Source organism: Corallococcus llansteffanensis, assembly GCF_003612055.1.
Lineage (GTDB): Bacteria > Myxococcota > Myxococcia > Myxococcales > Myxococcaceae > Corallococcus > Corallococcus llansteffanensis.
In genome coordinates this window covers 13,601-34,593 of record NZ_RAWB01000029.1, presented here as the reverse complement: position 1 = coordinate 34,593, position 20,993 = coordinate 13,601, and the positions used below count along the sequence as shown (strand labels likewise).

The 20,993-nt window shown below is 69.8% G+C and carries 18 protein-coding genes and 1 tRNA gene; 11 read left to right on the top strand and 8 right to left on the bottom strand.

Annotation, left to right across the window (positions count from 1 at the left end; translation table 11 throughout):
* The 6 genes from D7V93_RS04720 to D7V93_RS04695 form a co-directional block, all read left to right on the top strand.
* Positions 1-708, top strand: a 708-nt coding sequence (locus D7V93_RS04720; RefSeq protein WP_208722919.1) for an AIM24 family protein, incomplete at its 5' end; no start/stop codon positions are given.
* An 11-nt stretch (positions 709-719) separates the two neighbouring features.
* Positions 720-1,415 (top strand): CDP-diacylglycerol--glycerol-3-phosphate 3-phosphatidyltransferase, encoded by a 696-nt coding sequence (gene pgsA, locus D7V93_RS04715; RefSeq protein WP_120642210.1) that lies wholly within the window; start codon positions 720-722, stop codon positions 1,413-1,415.
* An 89-nt stretch (positions 1,416-1,504) separates the two neighbouring features.
* Positions 1,505-1,579, top strand: a tRNA-Gly gene (locus D7V93_RS04710).
* 158 nt (positions 1,580-1,737) lie between these two features.
* Positions 1,738-2,517: an ABC transporter permease gene (locus D7V93_RS04705; RefSeq protein ID WP_120642209.1), complete on the top strand. Its 780-nt coding sequence runs from the start codon at positions 1,738-1,740 to the stop codon at positions 2,515-2,517.
* Positions 2,518-3,864, top strand: a complete 1,347-nt coding sequence (locus tag D7V93_RS04700; RefSeq protein ID WP_120642208.1) for an ABC transporter ATP-binding protein — start codon at positions 2,518-2,520, stop codon at positions 3,862-3,864.
* Positions 3,865-3,925: 61 nt separating this feature from the next.
* Positions 3,926-6,430 (top strand): glycosyltransferase, encoded by a 2,505-nt coding sequence (locus D7V93_RS04695; protein ID WP_279636847.1) that lies wholly within the window; start codon positions 3,926-3,928, stop codon positions 6,428-6,430.
* 20 nt (positions 6,431-6,450) lie between these two features.
* On the opposite strand, the gene D7V93_RS04690 is transcribed toward D7V93_RS04695, so the two are convergent.
* The 5 genes from D7V93_RS04690 to D7V93_RS04670 form a co-directional block, all read right to left on the bottom strand.
* Entirely contained in the window at positions 6,451-8,775 is a 2,325-nt protein-coding gene (locus D7V93_RS04690) for an HAD family hydrolase (protein WP_120642207.1), read from the bottom strand.
* Between the two features lie 20 nt (positions 8,776-8,795).
* Positions 8,796-9,821 carry a glycosyltransferase gene (locus tag D7V93_RS04685; protein ID WP_120642206.1) on the bottom strand — a complete coding sequence of 342 codons (1,026 nt, stop codon included), beginning with the start codon at positions 9,819-9,821 and terminating at the stop codon, positions 8,796-8,798.
* Positions 9,818-11,092 carry a glycosyltransferase family 4 protein gene (locus D7V93_RS04680; protein ID WP_120642205.1) on the bottom strand — a complete coding sequence of 425 codons (1,275 nt, stop codon included), beginning with the start codon at positions 11,090-11,092 and terminating at the stop codon, positions 9,818-9,820. The genes D7V93_RS04685 and D7V93_RS04680 overlap by 4 nt, the downstream gene beginning before the upstream one ends.
* Positions 11,093-11,299: 207 nt before the next feature.
* Positions 11,300-11,755 (bottom strand): hypothetical protein, encoded by a 456-nt coding sequence (locus D7V93_RS04675; RefSeq protein ID WP_208722918.1) that lies wholly within the window; start codon positions 11,753-11,755, stop codon positions 11,300-11,302.
* Positions 11,745-13,349 carry a glycosyltransferase gene (locus D7V93_RS04670; protein ID WP_244237108.1) on the bottom strand — a complete coding sequence of 535 codons (1,605 nt, stop codon included), beginning with the start codon at positions 13,347-13,349 and terminating at the stop codon, positions 11,745-11,747. Before D7V93_RS04670 ends, D7V93_RS04675 begins: the two co-directional genes overlap by 11 nt.
* Positions 13,350-13,500: 151 nt before the next feature.
* Between D7V93_RS04670 and rfbB the strand changes: the two genes are divergently transcribed.
* The 5 genes from rfbB to D7V93_RS04645 all read left to right on the top strand — a co-directional run bounded on the left by rfbB (position 13,501) and on the right by D7V93_RS04645 (position 18,074).
* Positions 13,501-14,523: a dTDP-glucose 4,6-dehydratase gene (gene rfbB / locus D7V93_RS04665; protein WP_120642204.1), complete on the top strand. Its 1,023-nt coding sequence runs from the start codon at positions 13,501-13,503 to the stop codon at positions 14,521-14,523.
* On the top strand, positions 14,520-15,428 hold the full coding sequence (locus D7V93_RS04660) for an SDR family oxidoreductase (protein ID WP_120642203.1): 909 nt from the start codon (positions 14,520-14,522) through the stop codon (positions 15,426-15,428). Before rfbB ends, D7V93_RS04660 begins: the two co-directional genes overlap by 4 nt.
* The gene (gene rfbA / locus D7V93_RS04655; RefSeq protein ID WP_120642202.1) at positions 15,425-16,306 is read left to right on the top strand and encodes a glucose-1-phosphate thymidylyltransferase RfbA; all 882 of its coding nucleotides are present in this window, start codon (positions 15,425-15,427) and stop codon (positions 16,304-16,306) included. Before D7V93_RS04660 ends, rfbA begins: the two co-directional genes overlap by 4 nt.
* Positions 16,303-16,848, top strand: a complete 546-nt coding sequence (gene rfbC, locus D7V93_RS04650; RefSeq protein WP_120642201.1) for a dTDP-4-dehydrorhamnose 3,5-epimerase — start codon at positions 16,303-16,305, stop codon at positions 16,846-16,848. The genes rfbA and rfbC overlap by 4 nt, the downstream gene beginning before the upstream one ends.
* A gap of 164 nt (positions 16,849-17,012) precedes the next feature.
* Positions 17,013-18,074 (top strand): YihY/virulence factor BrkB family protein, encoded by a 1,062-nt coding sequence (locus D7V93_RS04645; RefSeq protein ID WP_120642200.1) that lies wholly within the window; start codon positions 17,013-17,015, stop codon positions 18,072-18,074.
* 61 nt (positions 18,075-18,135) lie between these two features.
* On the opposite strand, the gene D7V93_RS04640 is transcribed toward D7V93_RS04645, so the two are convergent.
* The 3 genes from D7V93_RS04640 to D7V93_RS04630 form a co-directional block, all read right to left on the bottom strand.
* Positions 18,136-18,621, bottom strand: coding sequence for a hypothetical protein (locus D7V93_RS04640; RefSeq protein WP_120642199.1), 486 nt, complete (start codon positions 18,619-18,621; stop codon positions 18,136-18,138).
* A 31-nt stretch (positions 18,622-18,652) separates the two neighbouring features.
* Positions 18,653-19,273: a C2 domain-containing protein gene (locus D7V93_RS04635; RefSeq protein ID WP_120642198.1), complete on the bottom strand. Its 621-nt coding sequence runs from the start codon at positions 19,271-19,273 to the stop codon at positions 18,653-18,655.
* 109 nt (positions 19,274-19,382) lie between these two features.
* Positions 19,383-20,981: an ABC-F family ATP-binding cassette domain-containing protein gene (locus tag D7V93_RS04630; protein WP_120642197.1), complete on the bottom strand. Its 1,599-nt coding sequence runs from the start codon at positions 20,979-20,981 to the stop codon at positions 19,383-19,385.
* Positions 20,982-20,993: the final 12 nt, after the last annotated feature.

The window sequence follows — 20,993 nt, the reverse complement described above, 5'->3', positions numbered from 1 at the left end:
CGGGCCCCACAGGTGGCATCCCCCTCCATGACCCGGGGGGCCGCCGAAGCCCGCCCGGGCGTGAACCCGCCCCTGCTCACCGAGTGGATCCCCACGGTGAAGCTGCCAGGCACGGAGCCGGGCCAGCCCTTCGCGCAGGGGCTGGCGAGCGTCGCGCTGACGGTGAACGGCGAGCTGCTCACCCGCCTGGAGGGGCTGCTCGCCGTGCAGGGGCAGGTCACCTTCCAGCCGGAGATGAAGCGCTTCCGGGGCCGGCCCACGGACAAGCCCTTCGGTGAAGGCGTGCAGGGCATGGTGCGCGCCCGGGGGCAGGGGACGCTGCACCTGGCGCCCTCGGAAGGGCGGCAGCTCGTCGCCGTGGAGCTGGACGAGGAGTCCGTCTACCTGCGCGACGCGTGCGTGTTCGCCTTCGAGGAGCCGGTGGTGTTCGAGAACGGCCGCGTCCCGTCGGACCTGGCGCCGGATCTGGACCTCGTGCACCTGCGCGGACAGGGACGGGTGCTGCTGAGCCTCACGGGGGCGTTGCGCTCGGTGCCGGTGTCCATGGACGCGCCGGTGTCGGTGCCCCTCGCGCACCTGGTGGGCTGGCTGGGCAACCTCACCCCCCGCGTGGTGCCGCTGCTCCAGTCCGCCAGCGGGGAGACACTGCGCTGCGCGGTGGAACTGGGCGGTGAAGGTTTTGCCCTCATCGCAGTCGGGGTCCGGTAGAAAGCGCGCCCATGGCCTCGGACCGAGCTCTCAGGAAGCAGCGCAAGCGCGAGGAGCGGGCCCGCAAGCGCGCCTCCCGTCGTCCCAGCATCCTGGTGCAGGAGTTCTGGAACCTGCCCAACATGCTCACGCTGGGACGGATCCTCATCATCCCCGTGTTCGTGTGGCTCACGTACGACGCGGATCCGCTGCACTCGCTGCTCGCGGGCCTGGTGTTCGCGGTGGCCTCCATCACCGACGTGGTGGACGGCTACCTGGCCCGCAAGTGGAACCTCATCACCGTGGTGGGCAAGTTCATGGACCCGCTGGCGGACAAGCTCATCGCCATGGCCGCCCTGGTGATGATGGTCCGGCTGGGCCGCATCGCCGCGTGGGTCGTCATCGTGCTGCTGGCGCGCGAGTTCATCGTCAGCGGCCTGCGCACCATCGCCGCCAGCGAGGGCATGGTCATCGCCGCCGGCCAGGAGGGGAAGTGGAAGACGTCCCTCCAGCTCGTGGGGATCATCTCCCTCTGCGTCCACTACGTGCACCCGCTGGACCTGGGCTTCCGCACCGTCACGGTGGACTACAACCAGGTCGGCAAGGTGCTCGTGTACCTGTCGGGCGCGTTCTCGGTGTGGAGCGCCGTTGTCTACTTCCGCGCCTTCCTGGGGATGCTCGCCCGGAGGGGGAGCGCGGATCCGGATGCGGATGCGAAAAGTGTTTGACGAGTCCGAAGGCCCTCGGTATACCCCACCTCACTTCCGGCGCGGCACCGCCCGACGGAAAAAGCAGCAAGCAGTACAGCGGTCCTGATGCGGGAATAGCTCAGCGGTAGAGCATCGCCTTGCCAAGGCGAGGGTCGAGGGTTCAAATCCCTTTTCCCGCTCCAAAAATAAAGGCCCTCTGGGAAACCAGGGGGCCTTTTTCTTTCTCCCCTTGGCTCCGGGATTGGCTCGCGACAGCAGGCGGGCGCGCGAGGGACGGGCGGCCCGCTGTTTTCCGGGTCATTCGCCTCCGGCCGACCCTTTGCGGTATGGATACCGGCGCATGATTCGCAACTTCCGGGAACTCTACTCGTACCGGGGGCTCCTCCTCAGCCTGGTGCAGCGCGAGCTGAAGGCGCGGTATCGCGGCTCGGTGCTGGGCTTCTTCTGGACGTTCCTGAACCCCACCCTGCACATGCTGGTGTACACGCTGCTGTTCAGCGTGTTCATGAAGAACCAGATTCCGAACTACGCCTACTTCCTGTTCGTGGGCCTGTTGCCGTGGACCTGGTTCTCCACGTCGGTGTCGGCGGGGGCCAGCTCCATCAGCGACCGGCGCGACCTGATGACCAAGGTGCGCTTTCCCGCCCAGGTGCTGCCGGCCACGGTGGTGGCCACCAACTTCTGCAACTTCATCTTCTCCCTGCCGCTGATGGTGGTGCTGGGGTTGTTCTTCGGCGTGAAGCCGTCCTGGCACATCGTGGCTTTCCCGGTGGTGGTGCTGGTGCAGATGTGCTTCACCTTCGCGGTGGTGTACGCGGTCAGCGCCTTCAACGTGACGTTCCGGGACCTCCAGCACATCGTGATGAACCTGATGATGCTGTGGTTCTTCCTCACGCCGGTGCTCTACAGGCTGTCCACCGTCCCGGAGGCGTACCGGCGGGTGCTGCAGGTGATCAACCCGATGTCCATCCTCATCACCTCGTACCAGGCCCTCTTCTACGAGCACCGCCTGCCGGACGTGGTGCCGCTCATGTCGCTCCTGGGCGTCTCGGTGTGCCTGCTGTGGGGCGCCACGCAGATCTTCGAGAGTCGCCGCGAGGAGTTCGCGGAGTCCATCTAGATGGCCAATTCACCGACCGAGGACGCCATCGTCATCCAGGACGTGGTGAAGAACTTCCGGAAGCGGACCATCCGGGGGGAATACACCACGTTCAAGTCGGAGCTCGTGCGCTGGCTGCGCGGCAACCGCACGTCCAACCAACAGGGGCGCTTCATCGAGTCGCTCCGGGGCGTCAACCTGCGCATCCCCAAGGGCCAGACGGTGGCCATCCTGGGGCGCAACGGCTCCGGCAAGAGCACGCTGCTGAAGCTCATCACCGGCATCTACACGCCCACCTCCGGCAGCATCACGGTGAACGGGCGCATCTCCGCGCTCCTGGACCTGGGCGCGGGCTTCCACCCGGACTTCTCCGGCCGGGAGAACATCCTCATCAACGGCATCATCCTCGGGATGTCCCGCACCGAGGTGCGCGCGAAGATGGACGCCATCATCGCGTTCAGCGAGCTGGGGGAGTTCATCGACGAGCCGGTGCGCACGTACTCCAGCGGCATGTACATGCGCCTGGCGTTCTCCGTGGCCACGCACGTGGACCCGGACATCCTCATCATCGATGAGATCCTCGCCGTCGGAGACGAGCACTTCAGCAAGAAGAGCATGGCGAAGATGACGGAGTTCAAGCGCCTGGGGAAGACCATCGTCCTCGTCACGCACGACATGTCCACCGTGGAGCGGTGGTGTGATCAGGCGGCGTGGCTGGACGGCGGGCGCATCCGTCGCATGGGCACCCCCGCGGAGATCGCCGCCGACTACCGGCAGGCGGTGTCGCTCGCGGAGGCGCGCTCCACCGTGTTCACCCCGCCCGCGCTGACGGCAGGGGGCGGGGCGCTGCCCGGCCTGCCGGAAGGGCCCGTCGTGACGGACGCGCCGAAGCCCGCGCCCCAGGTCGCGGTGACCCGGGTGTGGCTGACGGGCCCGCGCGGCGAGGAGCTGGGCACCATCGCCCCGGAGACGCGGGCGGAGGTGTGCATCGACTACGTGGCCCGCGAGGCCATGGCGGACGTGGAGTTCGTCCTCACGCTCGCGTCCGCGGACGGGCCGGTGCTGTACGCGACGAGCACCCGGACGGACCGGGTGCCGCTGCCGACGCCGCTGCCGCCGCAGGGCCGGCTGCGCTTCGTGCTGCCTCGCGTGGGGCTCCTGGGGGGCGCCTACGTGCTGAGCGTGGAGCTGAAGACGGGCAACAACGCGAACCCGGAGGCGGGGCGCGAAGCGCGCTGCTCCTTCTCCGTGTCGACCGAGCATGACGACCGGGGTGTCTTCCGGCCGGAGCATGCCTGGGTGGTGGAGGAGGCTCCGGCCGCCCCCGTCCAGGCCGTCTCCGTGCCCAAGCATGCCGCGGCCTCCTGAGGGGAGGAGGCCTCCCCGCTCGCCGCGGCCCGGGGCCTTGAAAAGGGGAGGCGCCTGGGAAGTGAGCACCTTGTTCCACAGCATGCCCGAGGGGGGGCAGGCGTCGGCGTCGGCCGCGGAGATCGCCGAGCAGATCGCCGCCCTGCGCGCCGCGCCTGAGGGCGTGAGCGCCCCGGCCCTCGCGGCCCTGACGGAGCGGTTGCGCGCGCTGGTGCCTCCGGCCAACGCGGCGCTGTCGCCGCTCCTGGCCGCGGCCCGGCTCGCCGTCCCCTTCGAGTTCTCCGTGCCGCCCTCGCACCGGGCCGCCGGAGGGCAGTGGGTGACGGCCGCCAAGCGCGCCTTCGTCCTGGGCCTGCGCCCGCTCCACGTCGAGCTGCTGCGGCCCCAGGGCGCCTTCAACCAGCGCGTCCTCCGGGTGCTGGAGCGGCTGGAGGCCCGGCGCGACCAGGGCGCGCGCGAGGACCTGACGGCGTGGGTCCGCGCGCAGCTCGACGCGGAGGGGCCCCCCGTGGCCGCCCCGGTGGCGCGCCCCTGGAAGCTGGCGTGGCACGCGTGGCGCCGCGCCCTCAAGCCCGTGCTGGAGCCGCTGCTCGCGCGCCAGGCGGAGTGGAACGCGCTGATGCGCGAGACGCTGTTGTCCGTCGCTGCCGCGGGCACCCCGGACGTCGTGGATGCCACGCACCGGGTGGCGCGGCTCGTGGCGCTGGCGTGGCCGCTGGCGCGTCCGGGGCTGCCCCGGGGCGTGCGGGCCTCCGCGCCTCTCTGGGGCGAGGTGCTGCGCCGGCAGTCGCGCTTCAACGGCGAGGCGGTGGTGGCGCTGGCCGCCATCCTCGGGGTGCGCACGCCGCCCCCTGCGCTGCCCGCGCTGGAGGACTTCCACCACTGGTGCACGCTGCGGGAGCCGGCGGACGTGAACGCCGCGCGGAGCGGCCTGGAGCGCCTGCCGCGCCGGCCCCGGTTCTCCCTGGTGGTGTCCACCGCCGGGGCCTGTCCCTCGCACCTGCGCGAGTGTCTGGCGTCGGTGGAGGCCCAGCTCTACCCGCAGTGGGAGCTGGTGGTGGTGGCGCCGGAGGACGGCCCCCCCTTGCCGGAGCCCTGGGGCCCGTCGCGGCGTCAGCCGCGCATCCGCCGGGTGACGCTCTCCGGGCCCGCGGATCTCGCCCGCGCGCTGCGGGTGGGGGCGCAGGCCGCGAGCGGGGACTTCGTGGGCGTGCTGGGCGCGGAGGACACGCTCGCACCCCATGCGCTGGCGGAGGTGGCGCTGGTGCTGGGCGCGGATCCGTCGCTGGACGTCGTCTACGGGGACGAGGACCGGCTGGACGGGCGCGGGCGTCGCACCACCCCGTTCTTCAAGCCGGACTGGTCGCCGGACCTGCTGCGCTCGGTGGACTACCTGGGCCGGCTGGTGATGGTGCGCCGCTCGCTGGTGGAGTCGGTGGGCGGCTTCCGCGAGGGCTTCCCCGGGGCGGAGGAGTACGACCTGCACCTGCGCGTCAGCGAGGCCTCCGAGCGCATCGGGCACGTGCCCCATCTGCTCTACCACCGGCGCTCGGGACACGTGGGCCAGGTGTCCCAGGAGGGGCGCCGCGCGCTCGAGGAGCACCTGGAGCGCCGGGGCGAGGAGGCGGAGGTGACCGTGCCGGGGCCGGGCCGCTACCGCGTGCGCTACGCCGTGAAGGGCACGCCGAAGGTGTCCATCATCGTCCCCTTCAAGGACCGGCCGGACCTGCTGGAGACGCTTGCGGACACGCTCCTGACGAAGACGACGTACCGGCACTTCGAGCTCCTGCTGGTGTCCAACAACAGCACGCGCCCGGAGACGTTCGCGCTGCTGGACACGCTCACCGACCCGCGCGTGGTGAAGCTCACCTGGGACTTCCCGTTCAACTACCCGGCCATCAACAACTGGGCGGCAGGGCAGGCCACGGGCGAATTGCTGCTGTTCCTCAACAACGACATGGAAGTGGTGGACCCGGGCTGGCTCACGGAGCTGGTGTCCCAGGCGCAGCGCCCGGAGGTAGGCGCGGTGGGGGCGAAGCTCCTCTTCCCGGAGGGCACCGTGCAGCACGCGGGCATCGTCGTGGGGATGACGGGCATGGCGGGGCACCCCTTCTGGCGCCTGCCGGACGGGCCCATCTCCACGCCCTTCGGACACACGGAGTGGGTGCGCAACTGGCTGTCCGTCACCAGCGCGTGCGTGATGATCCGCCGGCCCCTCTTCGACGCACTGGGCGGCTTCGACGATCGCTTCCTGTTGTGCGGCAGCGACGTGGACCTGGGCCTGCGCCTTCATGCGCAGGGCCTGCGCGTGGTGTGCACGCCCTTCGCGCGCGTGGTGCACCACGAGTCCGCCAGCCGCCGCACGGACGCGATTCCGGAGCCGGACTACTGGCGCTCCTTCACGTCCTACCGGCCGTGGTTGAAGCGGGGCGACCCCTACTACAACCCCAACCTCACGCTGCTGTCGGGGGACTGCGACCTGCGCCGGCACGCCGAGGACGGCGAGGCGCTGGCGGTGCGCACGCTGGCCCACGAGGTGCCCAGCGCGCGCCGTTCCCCGAAGTGACGTCGGGGTGAGTCGCGGGCCTAGCGGATGGCCCGCCAGGTGAACCAGGCGTCATAGGCCAGGTTCGCCAGGGGCAGGCCGCTGCGCCTCACCACGCCGTCACGCCAGGAGTTGGTCTCGAAGGCCTTCCACGCTTCCTTGAGCGCCCCCTTCACCGAGCCGGCCTGGGACAGCTTCTTCAGCTCCAGCTTGAGGCCGAAGGTGGTGATCTCATGCACCCCGAAGCTCTCCACGTGGGAGTACTTGAGGAACTCGTGGGCCTCCTCGTCCGTGGGGTAGCGCGTGTAGCGCAGGAGCTCCTGGAGCGTGCCCGGCTTCAGCTCGTCCGCCGTGAAGCGCAGGAGCGGTGACAGGCGCGCGTAGTCCCGCGCGTAGTCGTAGATGCCTTCCTGCACCCGGCGGAAGAAGCGCGCGGCGTTGTCCTTCTCCTGCTCGTGGTGGACCAGCTCCGGCATCGGCAGGTGCGGCGCCCACGGGTTCTTGCCGTAGCGCAGGGTGCTGCCGTGGTTCGCCGTGGTGATCATCTCGAAGATGGCGGTGTTGCGCAGGAAGTCCGCCTCCTCCAGGTCGCGCCGCCGCAGGTCCGACAGGTAGCCGTACTTGAAGGACTTCTTCGCCAGCGGCTGACCGTCCGGCACGTAGGCCAGGTAGAAGCCGTGCAGCTCCGGGAAGCGCGCGTCGTGCTCGAAGGCGCGCATCAGGTTGTCCTGCATGCTGCCCTTCCACCCGATGTCCACGAGCGCCGTGCGCTTCAGGCCCATCAGCCCGCGGTAGTCCAGGTAGCGGGCGAGCGCGGCCCGGGCCTCGTCGCGGCGCTGGTGGAAGGCCACGCGCACGCGGCGCGACGCGAGGAAGCGCTGGAAACCCTCGTCCTTCGTCGGCTCCACGATGGGGCGGTCCGGGTCGGTGAGGCCGCACTCGGCGGCCAGCCGGATGAACTCGTCCTGCGGCAGCGACAGGTTCTTGAGCAGGCCGCGCAGGGACTGGCGGCTGTACTGACGCCAGAAGCGGTGCACCTCCTCCCAGCTCAGCTCCCGCATGGACGCGAGGATGGTGGAGGCGCGGCTGACGAACAGGTAGTGCGCCTTCGGCACCCGGCGGAACAGGCCGGAGTCCTTCAGGATGGCGAACACCTTCAGCAGCGTCAGGCCCTCGCGCGCCAGGAAGTAGACGTGGTCGATGCCCAGCTTCTCCGAGCGCTCGATGACGTCCACCACGAAGGCGACGAGCCCCGGCGCGAGCGTGCGGCCCAGCTGGTAGCTGGGGTCGTCCTCGTAGTCGCGCACGTGGCGGGCCTCGTTGCCCAGCACGACGTCCACGTAGTGCGCGGCCCAGAACGGGTTCTGCTCCACGGCCTTCTGGGCGATCTCCAGCCGGCGGCGGCGCTGCTTCTCGTCCGGGTCCTCCACGCGCAGCGTGGCGATGCCCAGCCGGCGCGGCTGCACGTTGTCCGCGTTCTCGTCGTCACCGACGAAGAAGAGCTGTCCGGGCTGCAGGCCCTCGCGCTCCAGCACGCGCGGGAAGAGGCGGCCCGTCGCCTTGCGCAGCCCCTCGTCGATGGAGACGTAGCCCGCGTCGAAGTACTGCTCCAGCCCGCAGTGGCGCAGCAGCTCTCGCAGCAGCGGGGCGGACAGGTACATGTCGCTGACGAAGATGAGCCGCTTGCCCTGCGCCTTGAGCGCGGTCAGCAGCTCCGGGATGCCCGGCGCGGGGCGCAGCGCGCGCTTCTCCAGCTCCATCTCCAGCGCGCGCAGCTCCGCCGCCATGCGCGAGCGGTGGGGCTCCACCGGCACCCAGCTTCCGGCCCAGCGGAGCAGCAGCTCCTCGAAGTCCACCTCGTTGTCGCGCCCCTGGGCCACCTGCTCTCCGGCGACCTCCATCTCCAGGGCGAAGCGGCGCTGGCGCACCTCGGCCACGGTGGGCATGCGCTCCGGGTGGAGCAGTTCTTGGAGCCGCGACACGAAGCCGCGCGCCACGGCCGTCTTCAGCCACTCGCCCTCCACGCTGCGCACCACCAGCGTGTTGAAGACGTCGAAGCCCACCACGTCGTAGCCCGCCGTCAACGTCAGCAGGCGCTCCTGCAACGTGGCGAAGGGCGCGGACTCCACGGGCGCGGTGTCGCCCGTGCGCAGCAGGCGCGAGGCCTGGGACAGCCCCTCCACCAGCTCCGGAGGCAGGGCCTCCGCGGTGAGCACGGACACTCGCTCGGCGGCGCTCGCGCGGGGCTGCTTCGTGGCGGCGGGAGCGCCCTTCTGCGTCAGGTACAGGTCGCGCGCGGTCTCCACAGCCCAACGCTGGAGGGAGGGAAGCAGCGCGGCCGCTGCGGGTTCACGGCGGGCATTCATCTGCTTCCGGTGTCCTTGCTCTAGTTGGGGACGGCCGCGAGGGAGCGGCTGGGACGCGTGACCTTCTCCGCGCCGAGAGCTTCCGGAGCACGGGGAGGTTCCACGGCGACGGATGCCGCCGGGGTGGACGGGCGCGCGGGCGTCAGGGACGCCAGGTGCGCCACGGGATCCGCGAACAGGTGCGCGTCGTGCAGCACGCGCTGGAAGCACGCGGAGGCATCGAACGCCTCGCGCATCTTCTGCCACGCGCGGATGCGCACCGAGCGGAACGACACGGGCATGCGCAGCACCTCGTCCACCGCGCGCGCCCACTGGCCGTCCGGCCGGTAGAGGAACTCGTCCTCCGGCTCCACGTACCAGTCGGACGCGAACACCGTGTCCGCGACGACGAGCAGGCCGTGCGCCATCGCCAGGAGGGGCAGCGGATCAAACCGGCCCATCAGGTCGCGCGACGTGTACACGAGCGTCCCCGCCTGCTCCAGCGCGCGGGTGACCTCGTCGGGCGAGGCGTGCGCGGACAGGACATCCACCGGGACGATCTTGCGCAGGGCCTCCAGCGCCTCCAGGGACGGGCTGGCCCAGTCCGCCACCAGCACGCGCCGGCTGTCCAGCCGGGGGCCCGTGGCGCACCGGGCGGTGTCCACCGGCAGGGGCAGCGTCTGCAACAGCGGCAGCCGCGCCAGCTCCGGCGACGCGGGCGTCTCCAGATACGTGAGCCAGCGGAAGCCCTTCGCGTCCGGGCCCGACGTGCGCGACAGCAATTCAATCTCCGCAGCGCTGAACAGCGGCGAGGGGATGATGCCGATGCGCATGGCGCCGGGCAGGCGCGCCGCGAGCTCCGGGGTGACGTCCTGGGGACGGAAGACGAGCGTCGCGTCCGCGCCCCACGTGCGGGCCGCGTCGATGGCGGCCTCCCACTGGCCGGCCGTCACCGGGAAGAAGCGGACCTGTGCCCACGCCGCCTGGACGGGCACGTGCGGCTCGAAGGCCGGCTCGCCCAGGAAGGCGACGCGCTGGAGGGAGGGGGAGGGCGGATGGACTCTCATGACAGGACTCGCGTGAGGCGCGCGCGGAGGGACTTCTTGAAGTCGTCGGACACCAGCTTCTGCAGCGCGCGGACGGGACGGGACTTCTTGAACTGGCGGTAGCGCTCCAGCAGCACCTGTTCGCCCGGCCCCACGTACGGGTGCAGCGACGAGTGGCCCCGCTCCCCGCGCCAGACGTCATCCAGCCAGTGGCCGTGCATCGTGGACATCGCGGCCAGGGCGGGGCGCAGGTGCGCGTTCGTCCAGCCCTCCGCGTGCAGCGCCTCCAGGCCGGAGGCCACCTGGCGCGTGCTCGACTCCCAGTCCGTGAACGCCTTCGCGGTGGCGAGCGCGTTCGCGCGCAGGTGCGCGAGGTACGCGGGCTGCGTGCTCAGGAGCTGCAGGAACTGGACGATCTGCCGGCGGTTGTACGGCTCCACCAGCAGCGAGTTCTGCCCGTGCACCATGTACTCGTCGGTGCCGGTGACGGTGTACGTGATGGCGGTGCCACCCTGGGAGAACATCTCCAGCGGCGGGCCGAACATGCCCTCCACGCGGGAGAGCTTCAGCAGCACGTCGTACTGCCCGTAGATCTGATGGACCTGGTTGATGGGGATGCGCTCGTGCACCTGCACCGGCTGGCCGCCCACGGTGGGCTTCTCCCCGCCGGACGACGACGCCAGCCACCCGGTCTCGAACTGGACGCCCTGCTCGGCCGCCAGCTCCAGCACCTCGAACGTCTCCGGCACGCCCTTGAAGCCCACGCCCCAGGGGCCCTCCACCAGCACGCGCAGCTTGCCTTCGCGCCGGGGTGGGGCCTGCACACAGGGGAAGTGCTCGCGGGACAGGCCGTTCTGCACGTAGAGCGTCTTGCCCTCCGGCTGGAGCGTCTGGATGAACTCCACCAGCCACTTCGCCTCGGTGACGAAGAGCAGGGGCAGCGAGTACGTCTGCCGGTTGAGCAGCTTGTAGTGGCGCTCCGCGTGGAAGCGCGACTCCAGGCTCTGGTTCAGGTAGCCGTACACCCGGGCGTTGACGCGCCACAGGTCGTAGAAGGTGATCCACCAGGTGGCCAGCGCGAAGTCGAAGGACTCGCCTTCGGCCTCCGCGAGCGACCGCCGCGGGATGTCCGCAAGCCGCGGGTGCCACAGCGGATACGTCAGCTTGACGGGGCCCGGGGTGATGAGGACGACCTCATGGCCAAGGTCCTGCAGCCGTGAGGCGTATTCGAGGATGACGTTGGAACCACCGGAGATATTGGCGATGTCACCAACGAGGAACCCGATCTTCATGCCTTGGCAACTCGCGTCGTGGGCTGGATGCAGCCCGGGGGAAACGATTCGCCGCCGCCGTTGATTCTCCCCGTGGCATCCCCCTCAGGTCTGACTTGAACGAGGCAGGCGAAGCGAGCGGTCGATGTAGCCCGAAGAATGTCCCTGCGTCAACGCCCGGACAGTGCCCGCGCACGGTCGCCGCCCGTCGAGCAGGCACCCATGCGCTCAGTGTGACGACGGGCCCTGGTCGTCCTTCTCCAACTGCTTCACCCGCGCCTCCAGCTCGCGCCGCCACAGCGCCTGGGAGCGGGCGTGCTCGCGCTGGTTCTCGATGACGACGGTGAGGGCGTCCAGGATGGCTTCGTTGAAGTGCACCTGGCGGCGCAGCACCTCGTTGATGAAGGGCTGGAACGCGCCCCGGAAGGTGCGCTTGGCGAACACCAGCACCGGGCCCACCAGCGGCCGGTGCGACGTCGCGGGCTCCACGTAGCGCACGTCCGCCTTCGCCCGCGCCTCGAGCAGCAGCGCCGGCCACTGGCCCGAGACGGGGGCGCGCAGGGAGGCGGCGAGGGTGCGGCGCAGCGTGTCCCGCACGGCGGTGGTGGGCTCGGGGAGGCGCTCCGTGGCGGCGGCCACGGCCTGGGCCGTGGGCTGGAGCGTGAGCAGGTCCTCAGCGTGCATGGCGGTGCCCTCGTTTCTTCGATGCCAGCGACCGGACCAGCGCGTCCGCCGTGGCGTGGATGTCCGCGCGGTTCAGCTCCAACAAGCGGGGGCCCAGGTGTTGCCGGGCGGCCTCCGTCGCCGACTCATTGGACGAAGCGGCCGCGTCGCGCACGCCCCAGGCCCGGCGGCCCACGCCCTGCATCAGCGACTGCGCCACCACCGTGTCCGTGCCCAGCAGCACCACCGCCCCCGTCGAGGCTCGCACCGCCGTCTCCAGCGACGACGACCCGGGGAGCGGCTCCGGCGTGGGGACCACGGGCTGATCCGGGGTGAAGTGCCAGACGGGTGCCCCTTCCGTCGCCTGGGGGCCGAGCGAGAGGGTGGGCTCCTCCCCCCGCGCTCGCAGGGCCAGCAGGCGGGACTCGGGCAGGCGCCGCTGCAGCTCGCGCGCGAGCCGGGACATGGGGGCATCCGGCCGGGTGACGAAGCCGGGGCACACGAGCTCGACGGGGGGCGCGGCGGGGACGACGGCCTGTTCCGGCATACGGCCTTCGAGCCAGCCCTGCAGGGCGGTGCGCACCTGGGCGGCCACGGCCTGCTGGGAGAGACTGGCGACGCGGGCGCGCTGCGCGGTGCGGACCTGCTGGCGCAGGGCCGGTTCGCGCTCCAGCACGGCGAGCAGCTGCGCCACGTCCAGGGGGTCGCGCGAGAAGGTGGTGAGGCCCGCGCCGCCCATCGTCTCCGGGACGGCGGCGGCGCCATACGCGACGACGGGGACGTCGCGGTACATGGCCTCCAGCAGGGGCACCCCGAAGCCCTCGTGCCGGCTCATGGACAGGTACGCGGTGGCGGAGGCGAAGCAGGCGGAGAGCTGGGCGGCGCTCACGCGGCCCATGAACCGGATGTGCTCCGGGCCGAGCAGGTCCTTGAGGCCGTGCAGGAAGCCGCCGTAGGGCGCGTCGCGGTGGATGTTGCCGGCGACGAGCAGGCGGCTCTTGGGCTGGTACAGGCGCTGGTACGCGGTGAAGACGCGCAGCACGTCGTCCACGTACTTGCTGGGCACCGCGCGGCCCACGAAGAGGATGTTGGCGAAGCCGTCGTCCAGCTCCTCGCGCAGCGCCGGGTCCGGCGGGGTGTCGAACGCGTTCCAGTCGATGGCGAAGGGCAGCACGTCCACGTGCCGGTAGCCCGCGGCGACGAGCTCCTCCGCGCTGAAGCGCGAGTAGGCGAACGCGCCGTCCACGTGCGGGCGCAGGGCGAGCAGCTCCACGCGGGCCGCGTCGCAGGCGAGCACCGCGCCGCGGTCGAAGCCCTCGAAGAGCCGGGCGGGCGTGATGTTGTGGTAGACGAGCAGCTTCCGGCCGCGCGAGCGGGCGATGAGCGGCACCAGCTTCGACTCGAAGCTGTGGTGGACGAGCAGCACGGAGTCGCGCGTGGACTCGCGCGGGTAGCTCTTGGCCGAGCGCACCTGTTCGCGGCACGCATCGTCCCAGGCGTCCGCATAGATTTCGGACGTGTGGCCCCAGGAGCGCAGCAGGCTCTGGAGGTAGCGCACCTGGTTACCAATCGCATCACCCCAGGCCAGCCGGGCGACCAGTTGATGGATGTGCAAGGGTCCGCCTGGGCCGTGAGGATGTCGCTGCTGCACGCGCGCGTTCCCTTACAACCGTCCTGCCTGCCCTTACAAGCGGGCTTGACGCGCCTTGACGGAGGCTCCTCCGCACAGTAGCCAGGGCCCCCCACGCGTTCCCAAGGTCTGGTGCATGTCAACGAACGTCCTGGTCACGGGGGGATGCGGCTTCATCGGGTCCAACCTGGTGCGCTACCTGCTCCGGGAGCGACCGGACTGGAAGATCGTCAACCTGGACCGGCTCACCTACGCGGGCAACCTGGAGAACCTCGCCGGCCTGGAGGACGACCCGCGGCACGTCTTCGTGCACGGTGATGTGTGCGACCGCGCGGGGGTGGACCGGGTGCTCGCCGCCCACGCCATCGACGCCGTGCTCCACCTGGCCGCGGAGAGCCACGTGGACCGCTCCATCCAGGGCCCGGAGGTGTTCGTCACCACCAATGTCCTGGGCACCCAGCACCTGCTGGAGGCCTGCCGCGAGCGCGGTGTGCGGCGCTTCGTGCAGGTGTCCACCGATGAGGTGTACGGCTCGCTGGGACCGTCTGGCGCCTTCACGGAGGCCTCGCCCCTGCAGCCCTCCAGCCCCTATTCGGCGTCCAAGACGGGCGCGGACCTGCTGGCCCTCGCGTACCACCACACCTTCAAGCTGGACGTGGTGGTGACGCGCTGCTCGAACAACTACGGGCGCTACCAGTTCCCGGAGAAGCTCATCCCCCGCATGGTGGTGAACGCGCTGAGGGGAGAGCCGCTGCCCGTCTACGGCGACGGCCAGCACGTGCGCGACTGGCTGCACGTGGAGGACCACTGCCAGGGGCTCCTGCTGGCGCTGGAGAAGGGGCGGGCGGGGCAGGTCTACAACCTGGGCGGCGGCGCGGAGCGCAGGAACCTGGACCTGGTGAAGGGCATCCTCGCGGAGCTGGGCAAGCCGGAGTCGCTGATCCAGTTCGTCACGGACCGGCTGGGGCACGACCGCCGCTACGCCATCGACCCGGCGAAGAGCCGCCGTGAGCTGGGATGGGCGCCCACGCACACCTTCGAACAGGGGCTCGCGGACACGGTGCGCTGGTACGTGGAACATCCGCGGTGGTTGGAGCGGGTCCTGAGCGGTGAGTACCGGAACACCGTCACGCTGACGCCCCGGGGACGTGGAGCATGAGCCGCTTCGTCGTGACGGGAGCCAACGGGCTGGTGGGGCGCCGGGCATGCGCGCTGCTCGCGCAGAAGGGCCACGCCGTGGTGGGCCTGGGGCGCGGCGTGCGTCGCGCGGCGGGCGCGCATGACTACGAGGAGCTGGACCTGACGCGCGAGGCGGACGTGGCGCAGTCGCTGTCCCGCCTCGCCCCCGAGGTCATCCTCCACTGCGCGTCGATGACGGAGGTGGACGCGTGCGAGAAGGCGCCCGGGGCCGCCTATGCCGCGAACGTCACCGCCACGGCGGCCGTGGCCCGGGGGGCGCACGAGGCCGGCGCGCACCTGGTGCACGTGTCCACCGACTACGTCTTTGACGGCGCGGCGGGCCCGTACGGCGAGGACGCGGTGCCGAACCCGGGGGGCGTGTACGCGGTGACGAAGCACATGGGCGAGCAGGCCGCGCGCGTGCTCGCACCCGGGTGCGCGATTGCCCGCACGGCGGTGGTGTACGGCTGGCCGCCGGTGGAGGGCCGGCTCAACTTCGGTGCGTGGCTGGTGAAGACGCTGGGGGCCGGGCAGCCGGTGAAGCTCTTCGAGGACCAGGTGGTGTCCCCAAGCTTCGCGGAGAACGTGGCGGCGATGCTGGTGGAGCTGGGCGAGCGGCGGCTGGGCGGCACGTGGAACACGAGCGGCGCCACGGTGTTGGACCGCGTGGCCTTCGGGCGGGCGCTGTGTGAGGTGTTCGGCTTCGACGCGGGGTTGATCGTCCCCACGAAGATGGCGGACCTGAAGCTGTCGGCGCCCCGGCCGCTGCGCAGTGGCTTGAAGACGGACAAGGCGCGGGAGCTGCTGATGGAGAAGCCGCTGGCGCTGGAGGAGTCCCTGAAGCGCTTCCATGCGACGTGGCGTCGGGCCGGGGAGGCTAGATGAAGGGCATCATCCTCGCGGGAGGTTCGGGCACGCGGCTGTACCCGCTGACGCTCGTGGTGAGCAAGCAGCTCTTGCCCGTCTACGACAAGCCGATGATCTACTACCCGCTGAGCACGCTGATGCTGGCGGGCATCCGGGAGGTGTTGATCATCTCCACGCCGCAGGACCTGCCGCGCTTCCGCGACCTCTTGGGGGATGGCACGCAGTGGGGCATGTCGCTCCAGTACGCGGAGCAGCCGAGGCCGGAGGGGCTGGCGCAGGCGTTCGTCATCGGCCGGGACTTCGTGGGGGGCGACACGGTGTCGCTCATCCTGGGGGACAACATCTTCCACGGCGACGGCCTGAGCGAGCTGGTGCGGCGGGCGGCGCGGCGCACGTCGGGCGCGACGGTGTTCGGCTACTACGTGAAGGATCCGCAGCGCTACGGCGTGGTGGAGCTGGCGCCGGGCAACCGCGCGGTGAGCATCGAGGAGAAGCCCGCGACGCCCCGGTCCAACTACGCCGTCACCGGGCTGTACTTCTACGACAACCAGGTGCTGGACATCGCGGCGGCGCTGAAGCCCAGCAAGCGGGGAGAGCTGGAGATCACCGACGTCAACGCGGAGTACATGCGCCGGGGACAGCTCACGGTGGAGTTGATGGGGCGCGGCTACGCGTGGCTGGACACGGGGACGCACGAGTCGCTGATGCAGGCCTCGTCGTTCATCGAGATCATCGAGCGCCGTCAGGGCCTGAAGATCGCGTGTCCGGAGGAGATCGCCTTCCGGATGGGCTACATCGACGAGGAGCAGCTCACGGCCCTCGCGGCGCCGATGTTGAAGAACGAATACGGCCAGTACCTGATGGCCCTCCTCGCGAACCGGGGAGTGGTGCCATGAAGGTGCGGCCTACGGAATTGCCAGAGGTCCTCCTGCTGGAGCCCCGTGTCTTCGGGGACTCGCGGGGCTTCTTCGTGGAGACCTTCCACGCCCAGCGCTACGCGGAGGCCGGCATCCCCGGCACCTTCGTGCAGGACAACCTGTCGCGGTCCGTGAAGGGCACGCTGCGGGGCCTGCACTTCCAGGAGCCGAACGGGCAGGGGAAGCTGGTGCAGGTGCTGGCGGGCTCCGTCTGGGACGTGGTGGTGGACGTGCGCAAGGGGTCGCCCACGTTCGGCCGGTGGATGGGGGCGGAGCTGTCGTCGGGGAACAAGTGGCAGCTGTGGATCCCCCCGGGCTTCGCGCATGGCTTCTGTGTGCTGAGTGACTCCGCGGACTTCTTCTACAAGTGCACGGCGCTGTACTCCCCGGAGTCCGAGCGGAGCGTGCTCTGGAATGATCCAGACCTGGCCATCCCGTGGCCGGTGCGCGAGCCGCTGCTGTCGGAGAAGGACAAGCGGGCGCCGAGGCTGAAGGACGCGCCCGTGCTCCCTGTTTTCTGACTTCAGGGCAGCCGGGCAGGCGTGGCATGGGGACTTGCCATCCCCGGGTGTGTGCGCGGTCAGCAGGCAGGGAGGCGAGCACCAACTCCAGGGAGGAAGCCAGCCAGGGGATGGAATGCCCAATCTCCTCCGAAGCAGTCGCGGCACACCTCGGAGGAGGCGGCATGGTTTTGCCCGGCAAGGGAATGAGTTGGAAGGAGTTCTTCAAGTCCCTCAAGGCCGAGTGGGGGCGGGACAACGTGGGCAATGTGGCGGGGGCGCTGACGTTCCAGGGCATCCTCGCGCTGTTCCCGTTCCTGCTGTTCCTCGTGTCCCTGGCGGGTGTTCTGATTGATCCGCACCAGGCGCAGGAGCTGATCAAGCAGTTGTCGCAGGTGGCACCGGCGGAGGTGACGAAGATCCTCGGTGAGCGCCTGGAGGCGCTGGCGAACAGCAACCCGGTGGGGCTGCTGACGATCGGCGGCGTCGGCGCGATCTGGGCGGCCTCGGGCGGCATCGTGGGGCTGATGGAGGCGCTCAACACGGTCTATGGCGTGGAGGAGAAGCGCCCGTTCTGGAAGAAGCGGGGCATCGCGCTCCTGACGACGCTGGCCACGGCGGTGGTGGCGGTGCTGGCGGCCATCGTCGCGGTCGTCACGCCGGCGGTGGCGAACAAGCTGGGCGAGCCGGTGGGAACCCTCGTCTTGTGGCTGCGCCTGCCGGTGGCGGGGTTCCTGATGATGTGCCTGTGGGCGGTGCTGTATTACGTGCTGCCGGACGTGAAGCAGAAGTTCAAGTTCATCACGCCGGGCTCGGTGGTGGGCGTGCTCATCTGGGTGGCCGCGTCGTGGGGGTTCTCCATGTACGTGGCGAACTTCGGCTCGTACGACGTGAACTATGGCGCCATCGGTGGCGTCATCGTGCTCCTGCTGTGGATGTGGATCTCCGCGCAGGTCATCCTGCTGGGCGCGGAGATCAACGGCATCCTCGAGCACAAGTCGCCGGACGGAAAGTCACCGGGCCAGCGCGATCCGGACATGCCGGGCGCGAACGTGACGAAGACGGAGGCGGAGGAGATGGGCGCGGATCTGCCGGGGGCCACCGACTTCCGTCCCAAGCCGCCCGTGCCGCCGTACACGACGCAGCCGGTGCCGCTGAGCAAGACGCCTCTCGCGGCGGCGGCGAAGTGGGCCGCGGGCGTGGGCCTGGGCGTGTTCCTGATGCGCCGCAAGTCCACGGCGCGGTAGGCACGGGCTGGAGGCGGTTCGACGGCGGGCGGTCCTCTTCGGGGGGCCGCCCGTGGTCGTTTCAGGGCAGGGGCGTGGTGACGTAGTCCTTCCCGTCTGAGTGGCAGCCGTGACAGGTGGAGTGGGCGCGGCCGTAGTAGTTGTTCGAGTAGTCCGGGCCGAAGCCCTCGTAGAAGATCCAGGTGTCCTTGCCGGCACCGTCGGTGACCTTCACGTCCAGCGCGTGTCCCCGGAGCGTCTTCCCATCGTCCTCGAACAGCTCCTTGACGAGGATGCTGCCCACCGGGTGCGTGGCATTGCCGTCGCGCAGTGAGCCCACGACGAGGTCGTTGAAGAAGACACGGACCTTGCTGCCGTGGGGCGCGCGGGTGTCGTGGACGGTGGTTTCGGCGAGCCAGGACTTGTAGTGGCCCGCGCGCACGAAGGCGGTGATGCCCTGCTCGGAGGTATCGAGCTCGTGGACGACGCCGAGGCCCTCGTCGACGGAGGAGGAGGGGCCACAGGCGGTGGCGAGCAGCAGGGACAGGAGCAGGGGGCGCGGGTTCATTCCCTGCGTTACGCCGGTGGCCCGGTGTCGGTTACTGCTCCGAGTACGTGTGGGAGAGGTCGATGTAGAGGGAGATCACCGTCTCCGGGATGGAGAGCTCGACCCACCCCAGGTTCAGGTCTTCGGGGGTGACCTGGTAGTTGATGGTGCCGATGGTGTCATCGAGGGTGAATGGGTCGACGTCGATGACCGCGAGCTCAAGGGGGTTCTTGAGGAGGTTGGAGGTGATGACCTCGCAGCCGCCGGTGGACCAGATGGGGTGAAAGCTCGTGGACTCGGGCGTGCGGGAGAGCTCGGGTGCAGAGGGGCAGCGCATCTCGACGACGACGTCCGGAGGCGAGCCATCGGAGTCCCACTCCTCGTCATCCGGCGGTTCGAACGAAACGATCGAGGCCTCCAGCGGCTGCACCCGCGTCCGCATCACGCCCGGGATGCATTGCTTCGTGCCCAGGTGGCACACGTTGCCGTCGGCGCAGTCCTCACAGGCGCCGCCATTGGGACCACAGGTGGTGTCGTCCCGGTAGCGAATGCACTCGTTCTCCGCGGTGCAGCACCCGTTCGAACAGTTCTCCGGGGTGCACTCCAAAGGTCCACAGGCCGGGAGGAGCAGCGCGAACGTCAGGGCGAAGAGGAGGGGGCCGAGGGTTTTCATGAGAACGGCGGCGAACCCTACCAGAGACACGCCCCACGAAAATCGCCGCCTCGCTTCCGGACTCAGCGGTCCAGACGCGGGCGGCGATGGGGTACGGCTGGATTCGAACCTAGCGGCGCTTCTGCGCCGCGTCCGCGTGCTTCTCGCGGAACTCGGAGTAGGGGCCGTTGAAGTCGAGCACTTCCTTGCCCGCTTCCAGGCTCCAGATGCGTGTGGCGACCTCGGAGATGAGCTCCTGGTCGTGCGTCACGCAGATGACCGTGCCGTCGAACTTCGACAGGCCTTCTGCCAGCGCCGCGATGGACTCCAGGTCCAGGTGGTTCGTCGGCTCGTCCAGGATGAGCACGTTGTCCTGCGTGATCATCAGCTTCGACAGGAGCACGCGCACCGTCTCACCACCGGAGAGCGTGTCCGTGTTCTTCATCCGCTCTTCACCAGAGAAGAGCATCCGGCCCAGCACGCCGGAGATCTCCTCGTTCGTCAGCTTCTCGCTGATCTCTCGCAGGTAGCCGAAGCAGGTCGTGCCCTTGTGGATGACCCCGTGGTGGTCCTGCGGCAGGTAGCCCACCGACGCCTGGTGTCCCCAGGTGATGGTCCCCGCGTCCGGCTCCGTCTGCCCGGCCAGCATCTTCACCAGCGTGGACTTGCCCACGGCGTTGCGGCCGATGACGCAGATGCGCTCGCCCTTGCAGACCAGGCCCGTGAACGGCTTGATGACCTGCACGCCGTCGTAGGACTTCTTCAGGCCCTCGAACATCAGCGTCTGCCGGCCGCTGACCACCTTCTGATCAAACCGGATGAAGGGCCGCGCGATGTTCGAGCGCTTCAGGTCCTCCGTCTTCAGCTTGTCGATCTGCTTGATGCGGCTCTGCACCTGCGAGGCGCGCGTGCCGGCGTGGAAGCGCGCCACGAAGTCCTGCAGCTGGGCGATCTTCTTCTTCTTCTCTTCCGTCTCCGACTCCACCCGGGTCCGCAGCTGCGACTTCTGCCGGACCATGTCGTCGTAACCACCCGTGTACTGGATGATGGTCTCGTAATCGATGTCCGCGATGTGCGTGCAGATGGAGTTCAGGAAGTGCCGGTCGTGGCTGATGGTGATCAGCACGCCCTCGTACATGTGGAGGAAGTTCTCCAGCCAGCGGATGGAATCGATGTCCAGGTTGTTCGTGGGCTCGTCGAGCAGCAGCCCGTCCGGCTTGCCGAACAGCGCCTGCGCGAGCAACACGCGCAGCTTCAGACCGCCGGTGAGCTGGCGCATGGGCTCTTCGTGGAAGGCCTCTTCGATGCCAAGGCCCGCCAGCAGCGTGGCCGCGTCGCTCTCCGCGGAGTAGCCGTCCTCTTCCGCGATGACGCCTTCCAGCTCACCCAGCCGGTTGCCGTCCTCCTCGGTGATGTCCGACTTGGCGAGCAGCTTGTTCTTCTCGTCCATCGCCGCCCACAAGTGGCGGTTGCCCATCAGCACCACGTCCAGGACGCGGTCGTTCTCGTAGCGGAAGTGGTCCTGGCGCAGGATGCCCAGCTTGCGCGGGCGGATGATCTCGCCCATGTCCTGCTCCTCGTCAGCCGCGAGGATCTTCATGAACGTGGACTTGCCGGCCCCGTTCGGACCGGTCAGGCCGTAGCGACGGCCCGGCGAGAAGGTGACGTTGACCTCCTCGAAAAGCTTCTTGGGCCCATAGGCCTTGGAGACGTTGATGACGTTGAACATGGCGGCGGCTTG